Source organism: Paraburkholderia kirstenboschensis, from assembly GCF_032806925.1.
In the GTDB taxonomy this organism is placed as follows: domain Bacteria; phylum Pseudomonadota; class Gammaproteobacteria; order Burkholderiales; family Burkholderiaceae; genus Paraburkholderia; species Paraburkholderia kirstenboschensis.
Genome location: NZ_CP136513.1, coordinates 1418696 through 1434414, shown reverse-complemented (window position 1 = coordinate 1434414; position 15719 = coordinate 1418696). Strand labels below are relative to the sequence as shown.

The 15719-nt window shown below is 63.9% G+C and carries 17 protein-coding genes; 12 read left to right on the top strand and 5 right to left on the bottom strand.

The features are described from left to right. Positions 1-106: 106 nt before the first annotated feature. On the bottom strand, positions 107-1195 hold the full coding sequence (locus tag RW095_RS29075; RefSeq protein ID WP_317022204.1) for a YeiH family protein: 1089 nt from the start codon (positions 1193-1195) through the stop codon (positions 107-109). A gap of 116 nt (positions 1196-1311) precedes the next feature. On the opposite strand from RW095_RS29075, the gene RW095_RS29070 reads away from it, so the two are divergent. The 8 genes from RW095_RS29070 to RW095_RS29035 all read left to right on the top strand — a co-directional run bounded on the left by RW095_RS29070 (position 1312) and on the right by RW095_RS29035 (position 9341). After that, positions 1312-2202: a LysR family transcriptional regulator gene (locus tag RW095_RS29070; protein ID WP_317022203.1), complete on the top strand. Its 891-nt coding sequence runs from the start codon at positions 1312-1314 to the stop codon at positions 2200-2202. Between the two features lie 204 nt (positions 2203-2406). Further along, entirely contained in the window at positions 2407-3180 is a 774-nt protein-coding gene (locus tag RW095_RS29065) for a TIM barrel protein (protein ID WP_317022202.1), read from the top strand. A gap of 87 nt (positions 3181-3267) precedes the next feature. Then, entirely contained in the window at positions 3268-4254 is a 987-nt protein-coding gene (locus RW095_RS29060; RefSeq protein ID WP_317022201.1) for a sugar kinase, read from the top strand. A 202-nt stretch (positions 4255-4456) separates the two neighbouring features. Further along, on the top strand, positions 4457-5746 hold the full coding sequence (locus tag RW095_RS29055) for an MFS transporter (protein ID WP_317022200.1): 1290 nt from the start codon (positions 4457-4459) through the stop codon (positions 5744-5746). A 4-nt stretch (positions 5747-5750) separates the two neighbouring features. Then, positions 5751-6716: a 2-hydroxyacid dehydrogenase gene (locus RW095_RS29050; RefSeq protein WP_317022199.1), complete on the top strand. Its 966-nt coding sequence runs from the start codon at positions 5751-5753 to the stop codon at positions 6714-6716. 64 nt (positions 6717-6780) lie between these two features. Next, positions 6781-7863 (top strand): LacI family DNA-binding transcriptional regulator, encoded by a 1083-nt coding sequence (locus RW095_RS29045; RefSeq protein ID WP_317022198.1) that lies wholly within the window; start codon positions 6781-6783, stop codon positions 7861-7863. A gap of 143 nt (positions 7864-8006) precedes the next feature. Next, positions 8007-8876, top strand: coding sequence for a YhfC family intramembrane metalloprotease (locus RW095_RS29040; protein WP_317022197.1), 870 nt, complete (start codon positions 8007-8009; stop codon positions 8874-8876). 99 nt (positions 8877-8975) lie between these two features. Next, entirely contained in the window at positions 8976-9341 is a 366-nt protein-coding gene (locus RW095_RS29035; protein WP_317022196.1) for a DUF3022 domain-containing protein, read from the top strand. 7 nt (positions 9342-9348) lie between these two features. On the opposite strand, the gene RW095_RS29030 is transcribed toward RW095_RS29035, so the two are convergent. Then, entirely contained in the window at positions 9349-9786 is a 438-nt protein-coding gene (locus RW095_RS29030; protein WP_317022195.1) for a PGDYG domain-containing protein, read from the bottom strand. 224 nt (positions 9787-10010) lie between these two features. After that, on the bottom strand, positions 10011-10532 hold the full coding sequence (locus RW095_RS29025) for a Spy/CpxP family protein refolding chaperone (RefSeq protein WP_317022194.1): 522 nt from the start codon (positions 10530-10532) through the stop codon (positions 10011-10013). A gap of 199 nt (positions 10533-10731) precedes the next feature. Between RW095_RS29025 and RW095_RS29020 the strand changes: the two genes are divergently transcribed. From RW095_RS29020 to RW095_RS29010, 3 genes are all read left to right on the top strand, one after another. Further along, positions 10732-11616 (top strand): LysR family transcriptional regulator, encoded by an 885-nt coding sequence (locus RW095_RS29020; RefSeq protein WP_317022193.1) that lies wholly within the window; start codon positions 10732-10734, stop codon positions 11614-11616. A 66-nt stretch (positions 11617-11682) separates the two neighbouring features. Beyond that, positions 11683-12141: an Lrp/AsnC family transcriptional regulator gene (locus RW095_RS29015; protein WP_317022192.1), complete on the top strand. Its 459-nt coding sequence runs from the start codon at positions 11683-11685 to the stop codon at positions 12139-12141. A 366-nt stretch (positions 12142-12507) separates the two neighbouring features. Then, on the top strand, positions 12508-13614 hold the full coding sequence (locus RW095_RS29010; RefSeq protein ID WP_128595212.1) for a saccharopine dehydrogenase family protein: 1107 nt from the start codon (positions 12508-12510) through the stop codon (positions 13612-13614). A 98-nt stretch (positions 13615-13712) separates the two neighbouring features. Here RW095_RS29010 and RW095_RS29005 read toward each other — a convergent pair whose 3' ends face one another. Both RW095_RS29005 and RW095_RS29000 read right to left on the bottom strand, forming a co-directional pair. Continuing rightward, complete coding sequence (locus tag RW095_RS29005; RefSeq protein ID WP_317022191.1) at positions 13713-14333, bottom strand: AAA family ATPase; 621 nt, start codon at positions 14331-14333, stop codon at positions 13713-13715. Beyond that, positions 14330-14470: a cytochrome bd-I oxidase subunit CydX gene (locus RW095_RS29000; protein ID WP_317022190.1), complete on the bottom strand. Its 141-nt coding sequence runs from the start codon at positions 14468-14470 to the stop codon at positions 14330-14332. Before RW095_RS29000 ends, RW095_RS29005 begins: the two co-directional genes overlap by 4 nt. A 229-nt stretch (positions 14471-14699) precedes the next feature. Between RW095_RS29000 and corA the strand changes: the two genes are divergently transcribed. Further along, on the top strand, positions 14700-15677 hold the full coding sequence (corA, locus tag RW095_RS28995; protein ID WP_317022189.1) for a magnesium/cobalt transporter CorA: 978 nt from the start codon (positions 14700-14702) through the stop codon (positions 15675-15677). Positions 15678-15719: the final 42 nt, after the last annotated feature.

Genomic DNA, 15719 nt, shown 5'->3' with positions numbered 1-15719 from the left:
CTCATGCGCCGCTCGGGCAGCCAGTATGCCGCGCAAGCGCGCCGGACGCTCGCGCATAACGCGCAAAACCCCGCGCGCGGCGGGGTTGGCTTGTGAGGCGAGGGGCTTAGCCGAGGAAATGCTGGACAGTCCATGTGATGCCGAGTCCGCCCGCAATCAGCCATACATAAAGGATGAAGCCGGTCGTCAGCGCGCGAGGGCCCGCTTGACGAATCTGCGAGATGCGCGTTTCGATGCCGAGCGCGGTCATGGCCATTGTCAGCGCGAAGGTATCGAGCGTATTCAGCGTCGTGGTGGCGGCTTGCGGCAGCACATGCAGCGAGTTGATCACGACAAAGGCAAGGAAGCCGAGTGCGAACCAGGGAATCGCGAGCTTGCCCTGATGAACGGAAGCGCCTTGCTGCGTCCCCGCGGCTGACGCGTCGCGGCGTGCCGCGCGGTTCACCCACAGGCCCACCACGAGCAACACCGGCACGAGCAGCATCACGCGAGTCATCTTGACGATGGTGGCGATATGCGTGGCTTCCGGGCTCACGTTGCTCGCCGCGCCGACCACCTGCGCGACTTCGTGAATCGTGCCGCCGAAGAAGAGGCCCGCGCCGACCGTGTCGAGGTGCAGCCAGCCTGCCTCGAACAGAACCGGGTAAAGGAACATGGAAAGCGTTCCGAACAGCACCACGCTGCCTACGGCCATCGCGCTTTTGTGGGGCTTCGATTGCAGCGTGGACTCGAAGGCGAGCACGGCCGCCGCGCCGCAAATCGCGCTGCCGGCAGCCGTGAGGAGCGCTGTGTCGCGGTCGAGTTTCATGATTTTCATGCCGGCCCAGGTGCCGATCAGCAGCGTGCTGACGACGATCAGTACCGATTCCGCAAGACCGGGCAAGCCGACTTGGGCGATCTCCTGAAGACTCACTCGCAGCCCGAAAAACGCAACCGCAATACGGAGCAGCTTGCGCGCCGAGAAATTGACGCCGGCGGCCCAGCTTGCGGGCATGCCGTCCCGCAACGCGTTGCCGTAGAGTGCTCCCGCGACGATGCCGACGATCAGCGGGCTGAGACCCAGCCCGGCAATGGCCGGGATTTCGGCGATGCGCGTGACGGCAGCGGCGAACAGCGTGACGAACAGGATGCCGTTGAGTTGCCCGCGGGCTGACGACTGTTCTGGGGTAGCTGCGGTAAGTCGAGCGGTGGTCATGATTGCAGCCTCTGGGACTGACTGGATTCGATGGGTCTAATCCTAAATGAGATATATGGATATGAAAAATCGTCATTTAGAATGACAAGTATCAGTTCCGCCAATATTTGTGTTCCATGACCCCCGACCAGCTTATAACGTTTGCCGCAGTCGCCGAGCATCTGAACATCAGCCGTGCGGCGGTGGCGTTGCATCTGTCGCAGCCCGCGGTGTCCGGGCAGTTGCGCCAACTCCAGGACGAGTTCGGCGAGCCGCTCTATCAGCGCGAGGGGCGCGGCGTGCGCCTGACGCCAGCCGGCGAGCAGCTAGCGAGCTACGCCGCGCGGCTACGCGACACGTGGCGGCAGGCTCATGCATACAGAGACGCGTTGCGCGGCCTCGAGCAGGGCACGCTGCGGATCGGCGCGACCACCACGCCTGCGAGCTACCTGCTGCCGTATCTGATCGCTGACTTCCACCGGCGCTATCCGGAGGTGGCGCTGCATACCGCCGACGGCAACACGACCGACATCGTCGGCGCGCTCGGATCGGTGGATATTGCGTTGATCGAAGGTCCGGTCGGCGCGGATCTGCCGCCGGACACCGCAGTCCATGCCTGGCGCGAGGACGAGATCGTCGCGATCATGCCGCGCGCGCATCCGCTCGCAGGGTCGGCGCGAGGGGTCAGCGTCGATCTCGCGGCACTCGGTACCGAGCCGCTCATCGTGCGCGAGGCGGGGTCGGGCGTGCGCCAGATCGTCGAGCGCGCGTTCGCCCGCGCAGGCGTGCCGATGCGCGTGGCGCTGGAAATAGCCGGTGTGGAAGGTGTGAAGGAAGCAGTGCGGGCCGGCATGGGCATCGGCTTCGTCTCCGCAATGTCGATGCGGCACGAAGACGGCGCATTGCGCGTGTTTTCGCTCAGTCCCGAGCCGCTGACGCGGCGGCTGTCCATCGTCGTGCCCCACGCGAGCGCGCCGTCGCGCGTGGTTCAGCAGTTCCTTGCACTTTGTCTCGCGGATGGCGCTTGAGTCCGCTTGAGTCTTGTACCGGCGCGCAGGCTCGAAGCGACGGTGGTTATATCCCTTGGATGCCGCCGCCTGGGGATTTCCACTATGGTGCGCGGCGCGAGCGTCGGCGCAATATTCGGGCATCGCAAGCGCTTCGGCGCTTTTTTGAAAGCTGCTTTTGGAACCGGTTCCAAAACGCGGATGCTGAAGAAACGGTAGCTAGAAATGACAGATGCAGCAGAAATAGCGATTGTCGCGAGCGCCTTTGGCGCCGACTCGGTGCGCACAGCGGGCCACCGCAAGTGGGCGGAAGCGAGCCGGCGCGCCGGAGCGGCCGGTTTCGAAGTGCGCCGCGAGTTGTTCGGTTACGAAGCCGACGCCGCGCCTTCGCGCCTTCGGGAATTGGGCAAGCAGATTGCGGAACTGGGCTTGTGGTCCGTGTATTCGACGCCGGCGTCGCTCTACATGGAAGGCGGCCGGCTCGACGCCGCCGCGTTGCGCCTCGCGCTTGACGAAGCGGTGGCCCTCGGCGCTCGCCTCGTGAAACTGCAGCTCGGCGCTTTTGCTCGCGAGGCGCACTGCCATGCAATCGCCGCGCAGTTGCGGGGCGTGAATGTGCGGCTCGTCGTGGAAAACGGGCAACTGGCGCAGGGCGGCTCGCTGTCGCAATTCGTCGGCCTCTTCGACGCATTGAAGCGTGAAGGCCACGCAGATGTCCTCGGCATGACTTTCGACGTCGGCAACTGGGCGTGGTGCGGCGTCTCGGCGTCGGACGCAGCCGCGGCGCTGGCGCCTTACGTCGAGTACGTGCATTGCAAGGTCGCGGTTGGCGAGGGCGCACGGCGGTTTGCGGCGGCGCCCACCGTCGACGACGCCCGCTTCGCCGACGTGCTGCGCCGACTGCCGCGGCACGTGCCGCGCGGCATCGAGTTTCCATTCGACGCCGCCTGTATCGACGAAGACGCGGCGCGCCGCGTCGCGTGGCTGGCCGCCGCGTGAGCGGCGGGCGGAACCTGAGAGAAGCAGCAACGAGCGCGGAAAAAACTGGCAGCAGCGATAAGCCCGACGCACACGCAGGAGCAAAGCATGAGCAACCCAAGCGCAGCACTGGACATCATCACCTACGGCGAGGCAATGGCCATGTTCGTGGCGACCGAAACCGGCCCGCTCGCGAGCGTCGGCCATTTCACGAAGCGCATTGCGGGCGCTGACCTGAACGTCGCCATCGGTCTCGCACGGCTTGGCTTCAAGGTCGGCTGGATGAGCCGCGTGGGCAACGATTCATTCGGCCAGTATGTGCGCGACACGCTGACGAAAGAAGGCATCGACCAGCGCTGCGTGAGCACCGACGAGCGCTACCCGACCGGTTTCCAGTTGAAGTCGAAGAACGACGACGGCAGCGACCCCGCCGTCGAATACTTTCGTCGAGGTTCGGCGGCGAGCCACCTGTCGGTTGCCGATTACGTGGCCGACTATGTATTGCCGGCGCGTCACGTTCATCTGACGGGAGTCGCGCCCGCGATCTCGGCGAGCTCGCGTGAACTCGCGTTCCATCTGGCACGTGAGGTGCGCGCAGCCGGAAAAACCATCTCGTTCGATCCGAACCTGCGCCCGACGCTGTGGCCGTCGCGCGCCGCGATGGTGGAAGGTCTGAACGCGCTCGCCGCGCTCGCCGACTGGGTGCTGCCCGGGATCGGCGAGGGCGAGATTCTGACCGGCTATACGAAGCCCGACGACATCGCGGAGTTTTTTCTGGAGCGGGGCGCGCGCGGCGTGATCGTCAAGCTCGGCGCCGAGGGCGCGTACTTCCGCACCGCCCAGGATGCCGGCGTGATTGCCGGCCAGCCGGTCGCGAAGGTCGTCGATACGGTCGGCGCGGGCGATGGCTTCGCCGTCGGCGTGATCAGCGCGCTGCTCGAAGGCAAGACGCTGCGGCAGGCAGTTGCTCGCGGCAACCGCATCGGCGCGCTGGCGATTCAGGTGATCGGCGATTCCGAAGGGCTGCCGGGTCGCGCCGAACTCGATGCGCTCGAACGCGCCGATCTGTCGAACCCGAGCCTCCACGCAGCTTAAGGCACGCAGCCTGAGGCACGTGCCTTGGCGGGCGTTTGCATATATTGGCAGGCCCCGCCGCAAACAGCATTACGTGGCCCGGCAGCATCGCGGTTCGGAACGGAGCCGCAAGCCGGGCTGCATCGATAACAGCAAGAGCGCTCGGCAAGCGCCGCACAAGTTCAGTTCATCATTGTTTCGGGAAGCCGTAAAGGAGACACCCATGACTTCATCTCTCGCCATTCGCCGTTGGTGGACGATCATGCCGATCGTATTCATCACCTACAGCCTCGCTTATCTCGATCGCGCAAACTACGGTTTCGCGGCGGCGGCCGGCATCAACCAGGACCTTGGCATCAGCAAGGGACTGTCGTCGCTGATCGGGGCGCTGTTCTTCCTCGGCTATTTTTTCTTTCAGATTCCGGGCGCGATCTACGCCGAACGCCGCAGCGTCAAGAAGCTCGTGTTCTGGAGCCTCGTGCTGTGGGGCGGTTGCGCGGCACTGACCGGCATGGTCAGCAATATTCCGTCGCTGATGGTGATCCGCTTCGTGCTCGGCGTGGTCGAAGCCGCGGTGATGCCGGCCATGCTGATCTTCATCAGTAACTGGTTCACGAAGAGCGAGCGCTCGCGCGCCAACACGTTTCTGATTCTTGGCAATCCGGTGACGGTGCTTTGGATGTCGGTGGTATCCGGCTATCTCGTGCATTCGTTCGGCTGGCGCAACATGTTTATCGCCGAAGGCATTCCCGCGATCCTGTGGGCGGTGTGCTGGTGGTTCATCGTGCAGGACAAGCCGCAGCAGGTGTCCTGGCTCACTCAGCAGCAGAAGGACGACCTTGCGCAAACGCTGCGCGCCGAACAGGCCGCGATCAAGCCGGTGCGCAATTACAGCGAGGCGTTCCGCTCGTCGGCTGTGATCAAGCTGTGCGCGCAGTACTTCTGCTGGAGCATCGGCGTCTATGGTTTCGTGCTGTGGCTGCCGTCGATCCTGAAGAACGGCTCGACGCTCGGCATGGTCGAAACCGGCTGGCTGTCGGCGCTGCCGTATCTCGCCGCGACCATCGCGATGCTTGCGGCGTCGTGGGCATCGGATAAACTCAACCGCCGTAAAGTGTTCGTGTGGCCTTTCCTGCTGATCGGCGCGATTGCGTTCGCGGCGTCGTATGCGCTCGGCTCCACGCATTTCTGGCTTTCGTATGCGTCGCTCGTGATTGCCGGCGCCGCGATGTACGCGCCATACGGCCCGTTCTTCGCGATCGTGCCGGAGCTGCTGCCGAAGAACGTCGCGGGCGGCGCGATGGCGTTGATCAACAGCATGGGCGCGCTCGGTTCGTTCGTCGGCTCGTACGTGGTCGGCTATCTGAACGGCGCGACAGGGACGCCCGCGGCATCGTATGCGTTCATGAGCGTGGCGCTGATCGCCGCGGTCATCCTCACGCTGATCGTCAAGCCGCAACAGCAGGCGGTAGAGACGCCGCACAAGCTCGCTACACCGTTGCAAGGAAAATAAGCCGATGAAGAAGATCGTTGCCTGGAAGTCGCTGCCTGAAGATGTGCTGGCGTATCTGCAGCAGCACGTGGAAGTCGTGCAGGTGGATCCCGCCCGGCATGACGCGTTCGTCGCCGCTTTGCGCGACGCGGACGGCGGCATCGGCGCAAGCGTGAAGATCACGCCGGCGATGCTGGAAGGCGCGACGCGGTTAAAGGCGTTGTCGACGATCTCCGTCGGCTTCGATCAGTTCGACGTCGCCGATCTCACGCAGCGCGGCATCGTGCTCGCGCATACGCCTGACGTGCTGACGGAATCGACCGCCGACACGGTGTTTTCGCTGATCCTCGCGTCAGCGCGCCGCGTGGTCGAACTTGCCGCATGGGTCAAGGCAGGGCAGTGGCAGCACAGCATCGGGCCCGCGCAATTCGGCGTGGACGTGCAGGGCAAGACGCTCGGCATCGTCGGGCTCGGACGCATTGGCGGCGCGGTCGCGCGGCGCGCGGCGCTCGGCTTCAACATGAAGGTGCTCTACACGAACCGCAGCGCGAACCGTGAGGCGGAAGAGGCTTACGGCGCGCGGCGCGTCGAGTTGCCGGAACTGCTCGCTAACGCCGACTTCGTCTGTCTGCAAGTGCCGCTCACGTCGCAAACGCGGCACATGATCGGCGCGAAGGAACTCAGGTCGATGAAGAAAAGCGCGATTCTTATCAATGCGTCGCGCGGTGCGATCGTCGACGAACCCGCGCTGATCGAGGCGCTGCAAAACGGCACGATCCACGGCGCGGGTCTCGACGTGTTCGAGACCGAGCCGCTGCCAGCCGATTCGCCGCTCCTCAAGCTGGCGAACGTGGTGGCGCTGCCGCATATCGGTTCGGCGACGCACGAGACGCGTCATGCAATGGCGCGCAACGCAGCGGAAAATCTGGTCGCCGCGCTGAACGGCACGCTCACGACCAACATCGTCAATCGCGAAGTGCTGCAACGGTGACGAGCGCCGTGAACAAGCGTTTGCCTTTCGGCGCGTGTGTCACGTGCTGGATTGCTTTGTGCCGATGAGCACTACGCCGACCCGCCCAGCCGCACCGCGCCGCGCGACGATCACCGATGTCGCGCGCGAAGCCGGCACCGGCAAGACGAGCATCTCGCGTTATCTGAACGGCGAGATGAGCGTGTTGTCGCCGGAACTGCGCGCGCGCATCGAAGCCGCTATCGAGCGGCTCGACTATCAGCCCAACCAGATGGCGCGCGGGCTAAAGCGTGGCCGCAACCGGCTGATCGGCATGCTGCTCGCCGACCTCACCAATCCCTATACCGTCGAGGTGCTGCAAGGCGTCGAAGCCGCGTGCCACGCGCTCGGCCTGATGCCGCTCATCTGCCACGCAGCGAACGAAGTGGAAATGGAGCGGCGCTATCTGCAATTGCTCACCACCTACCGTGTGGAAGGGGTGATCGTGAACGCGCTCGGCGTGCGCGAGGAAACCTTGCGGCCGGTGGGCGGCGGCGGAATTCCGGCGGTGCTGGTCGACCGCTCCGTCGAAGGACTCGTCGCCGATATCGTCGGGCTCGACAATCGCGCGGCTGCGGAGCTCGGCACACGTCATCTGCTCGACGGCGGGTTTCGCGACATCTGGTTCGTCGTGCAGCCGTTCGAGCAGGTCAGCTCGCGGCGGTTGCGCGAGGCGGCGTTCCGTGAAGCCATGACGGCTTACGAAGCAACCGGCGCGCACGCTGCGCACGGCCATACGCTCGTGCTCGATCTCGCGGACGCGCAGCAGACCGATCAAAGCCTCGCGGCACTCGACCGCGCGATCGACGCGTCGAGCGCGCGCGCAAGCACCGTCGGCAACGCCGCGCGCGTCGCGGTGTTCGCGGCGAATGCGCCCGTCGCGTTGCGGCTTGCGTTGCATCTGAAGGCGCGTTACGGCGCCGGCTGGCAGGCACGCGTTGCGCTGCTGTCCATCGACGACCCCGACTGGGCGGAATTGACGGGCGTCACGACGATCCGCCAGCCGACCTACGACATCGGCTACCGGGCGGTCGAGTTCCTGCATGAGCGCATAGAAGGCGCGCAGACCGGCGCGCGCGACTGCCTGTTGCCGGGCGAACTGATCGTCCGCGCGTCCACGTCGGGCTGAGGTTCGGGCGGGTCGTCGCGCTGACATGAAGACCGACGCCCAAGCCAGCATCCCCGCGAGCTTCCAGGCCGACTTGCCGCCGATCTGCGATGATTCGGGCTGCGGCGCGCAGCGGTTGCGCGCCTGTCATCGCAAGGAAACTCATGGTTGTTGCACCGCTTACCCTGACGAGCCTCGTCCTCGCGACGCTGCTGGTCGCTGCTTTGCCCTTTGTCATTTACCGCCGCCTGCGCCGGCCGCTCGCGCTGAAGCCGCGCGACGCGATCGCCGGCATCGCCGTGTTCGCGTTGTTCGCAATGGTGATCGAGCGTGCGTTGAACGACTACATGCTGCATCGTAACGAAGCGACGGCCACGTTCCTGTCGAATCCGCTCGCGTTCGTCGTCTACGGCGCGCTCGCGGCAGGCATCTGCGAGGAAGTGGGGCGCTTCATCGGCATGCGTCTGCTGATGAAACGTGCGGCGGCTAGTGCGGCGGCGAGTGCGACGGCTAGCGCGACGACGGTGGCTTCAACGCCGCAAGCTACGCGCACCGATGACGGCACCGCGCTCACCTACGGCCTCGGTCATGGCGGCGCGGAAGCATGGCTCGTCGGCGTGCTGGTGCAGATTCAATGGATTCTGTTTGCGGTGCTGGAAAATCGCGGCGAGCTCGACGGTTATCTGAGTAACCTGCCGACCGAATCGTTGATGCGCATCCATCTGATTCTCGCCAGCCTGACGCCGCAGACAGCCGGTATTTTCGCGCTCGAACGCGTGGCCGCGCTGATTTTCCAGATCGGCTTGTCGGTGTTGATGTGGCGCGGCCTGCGGGCCGGATGGCGCGCGATCCTGCCGCTTGCGATCGTATTGCATGCGCTCGTGGATGTGCCCGCCGCACTGTTCCAGGCGCAACTCGTGCCGCTCGCCGCAGTCGATGCCGTCTATGCATTGGGAGCGCTCGTCGTAGCAGGGCTGCTGTTCAGGGCGTTCAGGCGGCCGGGCGCGGAGCGCATGACAGAACTGCCTCGCTAGCGAAGCGCTGCTTCGCAGCCGCGCTTCGCAGTGGTACTCGCGGTAGCTGTTTTACAATCGGCCGCCTGCTACCGCTGATCACTCTCTTTCGGCACATCCATGGAAGCTTACCAATACGACTGCGCGAATCCCGAGTTCGAGGAACTGGCGCGCGTTATCAGCGATCTCTTTCCCGAGCAGACGCAGTTCGTCCAGCGCGCGGCCGAAAACGGCACCACGACGCTGGCGATTCACTGGGTGGCAATGCGCTTCGGCGCGGCCGCACGGCGCATCGTGATGACGGTGGAAATCGCGCCCGCGGCGCTCGCGCGTTATCGCGCGTTGCCCGCGCGGCTGCGGGGCCGCAGCTTCGCGGTGTTGCGCGCGTATGTGGAGGCGAGCATCGGCTCACTCGAAGAACAGTATGCGAACGGCGAAGCGGTGCCGCGCGAAGTCACGGTGGATCTCGGCGACGAGTTCGCGTGACGGCGCTTCAGTCTGCGAGACGGTAAACCTTCGCGAAGCGCGCGGCCTGCACGACGCCGTAATCGCCCGGCGCGTACTGCATGATCCAGTCGCCGGCCCCGCCACGCAGCACGTCGCCGCCGGCCGCCGAACGCGCTAGCGAGAACGCTTCATTCATCTGTTTCGCGAGCACGACAGCGGGACGATTGCGATATGCACCGGCCTCGCCATGCGTATGCGCTGCGTCGGCGGGAACGTATTTGGCGTCGAAGCGTTCGCGCGAAACGACCCAGCGATCACCGGTCGACCCAGTGATCAAGGCGTCGCCAGGCAGATAGCGGTTGGGGCCTTCCAGGCTCATCAGTTCGCCTTGCGTGGCGGCGAATTCGACGTTGACCGTTTCGTCTTTGACGACACGCCGGGCGGCGGCGTCATCGCGCAGGTCAAGGTTTTTCAGATCGTTCATGAAGCAGGCAGAGGTTTGTTGACGGTGAGTTCGCGACTTCGCGTCTACGATCGCGGACCTGCATCATGCCAGACGTATCTGACTGCGCGCCTTTTTTGGCACATCGGGCACGGTGCGGCAAGAACCGCAACGCGCCCTTGTGCCGGGTGTTGCGCCAGGCGTGGTGCCAGGCGTGGTGCCAGGCGCGGTGCCCGCGGTGCCATATGAGTCGCGCAGCCGGCCGGTTACGGCTTGACCGTGGCGTCGCTCGCCGCGGCCGGCGCCGACTTGTCGCTCTTACCCTTGCCATGATGACGCGACCGGCCGTCCGCACCGCCGTGTTGACGGAACGTTACATCGGCGAGCTTCTTCTGTTCGGGCGAGAAGCTGTTGTAAAGCGGATCGAATGCGTCCACCAGCTTCTTCATGCCGTCTGCGTGCGCCTGTGCGATGGTGGCGTACTGCTTCATGTCGTCGAGCGCGGACACGGTCGTGGCGGCGCGGCGCTGCTTGAACAGCTCGCCCATCGTCTCGCCGTTGCCGCGCATGACGTCGGCGAACGTTTTCCACTGCGTTTCCTGCTCCGGCGTGATCTTCAGTTGCGAATGCAGATAGGCGATGCGGTCTTCGACATTGCGCTCGTGACCGCCTTTCGCGACGGCTGCGGAAGCCGCCGTCCCCGAAGACGCCGCAACCGGTGCGGAAGCTTGTGCAAATGCGCCGCTCATCGCGACTGCCGAGGCCAGCATGACCAGTGCTTTTTTCATCGAAACTCCTGATGTCTGTTCGAATTTGAGGTGGGACAAGGCGTGCGGCGAGCGGTCCCTGCAATGCGCCACATTGCGCGCTATAGCACCACGCGCGGACCGCTCAACATGGCCGTGGGCGCTATTAGTATCACGATATCCCTACAATGCGGCTCTTATGCGACAAACGCTTACAACCGAAACGAACAGGAAATAGCGGGTGGATAAATTCGTCAGCATGGAGATTTTCGTGGCCGTGGTGGAGGCGGGCAGCCTGACTGCGGCGGCGGAGCGCTTCGAGATTTCGTCGGCGATGGTCGGCAAACACGTCCGTTCGCTCGAAGCCCGGCTCGGCACGCGCCTGCTTACGCGCACGACGCGCCGTCAAAGCCTCACAGAGATCGGCCGGCAATATTACGAGCAGTGCAGGCGCATTCTCGCCGACGTGAAGGACGCCGAGTCGCTCGCGGAGTCCATGGCCGCTGCGCCGCGCGGCGTGCTCAGGGTGACAGTGCCGCTCACCTATGGCGTCGAGATATTTTCACCGGCGATGACCGACTATCTGAGCGAGTGGCCCGAGGTCACGCTTGAACTCGACCTGTCGAACCGCATGACCGACCTGGTGGAAGAGGGCTTCGACGCTGCGGTGCGCATCGGCCATCTGCAGGACTCGAGCTTCGTTGCGCGGCCGTTGAAGCCCTATCGCATGCGCGCTTGTGCGTCGCCGGCGTATCTCGCGCGAGCGGGCATTCCACGTACACCCGCCGATCTCGCGCATCACGAGTGTCTCGGCTTTCTGCATTGGGGCCGCGAGGGCGCGTGGCGCTTGGGCGGCGAAAGCGCCGCTGAATACACGTTGCGAGCGGGGCGCTTTCGCGCGAACAACGGTCAGGCGCTGAAGGTGGCCGCGTTGCGCGGCTTTGGCCTCGTGTTGCAACCGGAGGCGCTGCTCGCACGCGAGATCGCGAGCGGAGAACTGGTGTCGGTGCTGGAAGAGCATCTGCCTGACGGCGCGCCCGTGCATCTCGTCTATCCGCGCGACCGGCGGGCCACGCCCAAGCTCACCAGTTTCATCGACTTCGTTATAGAGCGTTTCGGCGCGTGATGCTTGCCGCCTGACACTGAAGACGCGCGATAATCCGCACCACTGCGACCACTTTCTTCTCCCTCGATGAGACCTCCGCGCCTCGACCAACTCGACGATCTCGACCGCAACCTGGTAGCGCTGCTTCAGGCGAACGCCCGCGAGAGCGTCGCCAATCTCGCGCGCCAACTCGACGTGGCGCGCACCACCGTGATCGCGAGAATTGCGCGGCTCGAGCGCAGCAACGTGATTGCGGGCTACAGCGTGCGGCTCGGCCAGGACGTGCTCGATTCGAGCATCTATGCGTACGTCGGCATCATCATTGCGCCTAAGCATGGGGCCGCCGTGCAGAAGCGCCTCGGCAAGATGCCCGAGATGCAACTGTTGTGCGCGGTGAGCGGCGAGTTCGATTACGTGGCCTGGTTGCGCGCGGATTCGCCGGATCGTCTGAACGATCTGCTCGATCAGATCGGCGGAATGGAAGGCGTGGAGCGGACCACGACCTCGATCATTCTCGCGCGCAAGATCGACCGCGGGATGGTCTGAAGTACTGCGTGTTTTTACGCTGTTTTGATACGTTCTCGACGTTTTGTCGGTGGGGCTCGTCGAAACGTCGAAGGTGATAGTCATTACGCAGCATTTTGCGTGTATGAACTGTTTTTGCTTCTCCCTACACTGTCGCTCAAGGGTTCAGCCCGCCGCGCGCCGCGCCTTCATGGGCGGTGCATTCTCAAGCGCTAACTCCGGTCGACTGCTGTGCATGGGACCGGAGTAAGTGCTGAAGCGCTAACTCCGGTCGACAGCTGTGCATGGGACCGGAGTAAGTGCTGAAGCGCTAACTCCGGTCGACAGCTGTGCATGGGACCGGAGTAAGCGCTAAAGCGCTAACTCCGGTCGACGAAGGAGAAGAATATGAAAGTAGCCATCGTTGGTGCAGGTTTGATTGGTCACACCATCGCCCATATGCTGCGCGAAACCGGCGACTATGACGTGGTCGCGTTCGACCGCGATCAGCATGCGCTCGACAAACTTGCGGCGCAGGGAATTTCAACTCGCCGTGTTGATTCCGCCGATGCCGCCGCGCTGCGTGCCGCGGTTCATGGCTTCGACGCGCTCGTCAACGCGCTGCCGTATTACCTCGCGGTGAACGTGGCCGCCGCCGCGAAGGGCGCGGGCGTCCATTACTTCGACCTGACCGAGGACGTGCGCGCCACTCACGCAATCCGCGCAATCGCCGACGACGCCGATCACGCGTTCATGCCGCAGTGCGGTCTCGCGCCGGGTTTCATCGGCATCGCCGCGCACGAGCTGGCGAACCGCTTCACCGAAATTCGCGACGTCAAGATGCGCGTCGGTGCACTGCCGCAATTTCCGACCAATGCGCTGAAGTACAACCTCACGTGGAGCGTGGACGGCCTCATCAACGAATACTGCCAACCCTGCGAAGCGATCCGCGACAGCCGCACGCAGTGGGTGCAGCCTCTCGAAGGCCTCGAACATTTTTCGCTCGACGGCACTGAGTACGAAGCGTTCAACACGTCGGGCGGTCTGGGCACGCTGTGCGAAACGCTGTCGGGCCGCGTCGAGTCGCTCGATTACAAGTCGGTGCGCTATCCGGGCCACCGCAATCTGATGCAATTTCTGCTTGAGGACCTGCGTCTTTCGAGCGACCGCGATACGCTCAAAACGATCATGCGCCGTTCGGTGCCGTCAACCGCACAGGACGTGGTACTCGTGTTCATCACCGTGAGCGGGATGCGCGACGGTCAACTCGTGCAGGAAGTGTTCACGCGCAAGATCTTCGCGAAGACGGTTTGCGGCGTGCCGATGAGCGCGATCCAGATAACCACGGCGGGCGCGATGTGTGCAGTGCTGGATCTGTTCCGCGAGAAGAAGCTGCCGCAACGCGGTTTCGTGCGTCAGGAGCAGGTCTCGCTGCGCGACTTCCTTGGTAACCGCTTCGGCCAGTTGTACGAAGGGCAGGCGCTGGAGTCGCTGCAAAGCGCGGCGACCGTTTGACAAACGGTGTAGCCGGAGACAAACGCCCCGCATGCGGGGCGTTTTTTCATTTGCCTCGTCACGCTGCGCCTGCTTGACGTTGCGCCGCGGCGCGCACACTAGACAGGCAGCGGATGCACCGTTGCGGACGCCGCTTGCGGTTCGCCGAGAATGCGCGCGAGCAGCACGTCATGATCCGCAGCGCCCGGCGCGGTGTTGTCGAACATCAGCAGATCGTTGCACATGTCGCCGGACGGCACGAAGCGCCGCTGTCGGTACTCGTCCCAATGCGCGAGCTTATAGGCGTCGTTCGGATTGGCGCGTGCCATGATCCGCTGATGCGCGGTCTCTTCCGACACCTGCACCCACACGACTCGCACGCTGACGTCTTCGCCGATACCGAGCCAGGCGCGATCGAAAAGCCGCCGCTCGCGGACTTCACGCGAGAGCGGCGCGACTACCAGCGCGCTCACGCCGAGTTCCAGATTGTCGCGCGCGGTGTCGACGAGACCCCGATACTCCGGCTCGCGCAGATGGTCGAGGAAAAGCGGGCTGTCCCGATCGTTCGCGTCGCCGGTCAGCATGTGCATGGCAGCCGCGCTATAGCGGCCGTACAGCGTGTCCTTGTCCAGCAGACAGAACGGCGAGCCCGTTGCTTGCATCAGCGGGCCGATCAGTTTCCTGGCGAGTGTTGTCTTGCCCGTGCCCGCGTGACCGCAAATGAAAACCAGTCGGCTCACGAAGATTCGCCTTGCGCCCGGATTGCGGTGCGTTGCGGGTCACGCGCAAACTTGCGGTTAGCTTGCAGCCCGATCGCATCGACGATGCCAAAGCTCAACGCCGCACCCATGCCGGCAATTCGGGTGAAATAGCACATTGCGGTCTCCCTGGTTTCCCCGTTTGCAACGATCATGAGGAAGAACCCGGCGACACGCAAGGTCCGGTTGCGAGCGGCCATGCCCGGTATTCGCGTCGCTTAACAATTCGATACATGGGAGGCGCCGACAGCCCTTAACATGGCGGCTATCGCACTCCATTCATGCAGACCGGGCTGCGCATACGCAAGGCGTTGCAAGGCCGTTCTGTTCGCTTTCAGGGTAATCAACATGCTGATCAATTGTGCCGCCTATCAGGACGGCCGGAAGCTGGCAGATATCGATATCGATAGCATCAGCGACTATGTAGCCCGGCCCGAGTGCTTCGTCTGGGTTGCGCTAAAAGACCCGGGCCCCGGCGAACTCGCGGTGATGAAGCATGAATTCGGCCTGCACGACCTTGCGATCGAAGACGCGCAGAACGGTCATCAGCGTCCGAAGATCGAGGAGTACGGCGAGTCGCTGTTCGCGGTGATGCATACGGTAGAGATGGACGAGGATTGCGAACTGCTGATCGGTGAAGTAGACGTATTCGTCGGAGCGAACTACGTGCTGTCGGTGCGGCGCGGCACGCGCGCGGGCTTTCAGAATGTGCGGGCGCGCTGCGAGCGCGAGCCGCAGTTGCTCAAGGCGGGCTCGGCGTTCGTGCTGTATGCGCTCGCCGACGACATTGTCGACCGCTATTTTCCGATTGTCGAGGCGATGAACACGGAAATCGAGACGATCGAAGACCGCATTTTCGAGCGTAACAACTCGGCGGCCTCGCGCGCGATCATCCAGGATCTTTATTCGTTGAAACGGCGCCTCGTGATTCTTCAGCATCACATCGCGCCGTTGCAGGAGGCGATCAGCAAGCTGACGGGCGGTCGCATTCCGAGCGTTTGCGAAGGCATGCAAGCTTACTTTCGCGATGTTTACGATCACCTCGAGCGGATCGTGCGCATCATCGACGGACGGCGTGAACTGGTGGTTACCGCGGTGCAGGTGAACCTCGGCATGATCTCGCTGGCGGAGAACGAAGTGACCAAACGGCTCGGTTCGTTCGCCGCGCTGTTTGCCGTGCCGACCATGATCGCCGGAATCTACGGCATGAATTTCCAGAACATTCCCGAACTGCATTTCCGCTACGGCTATCCGCTGTGCCTTGCGATCATGCTGACCGTCGACATCATCCTTTACCTGCGGTTTCGTAAAGCCGGCTGGCTCTGATCTGACGCACGCCAACGCGTGGTCCCGCTTGCATGCGGCGCA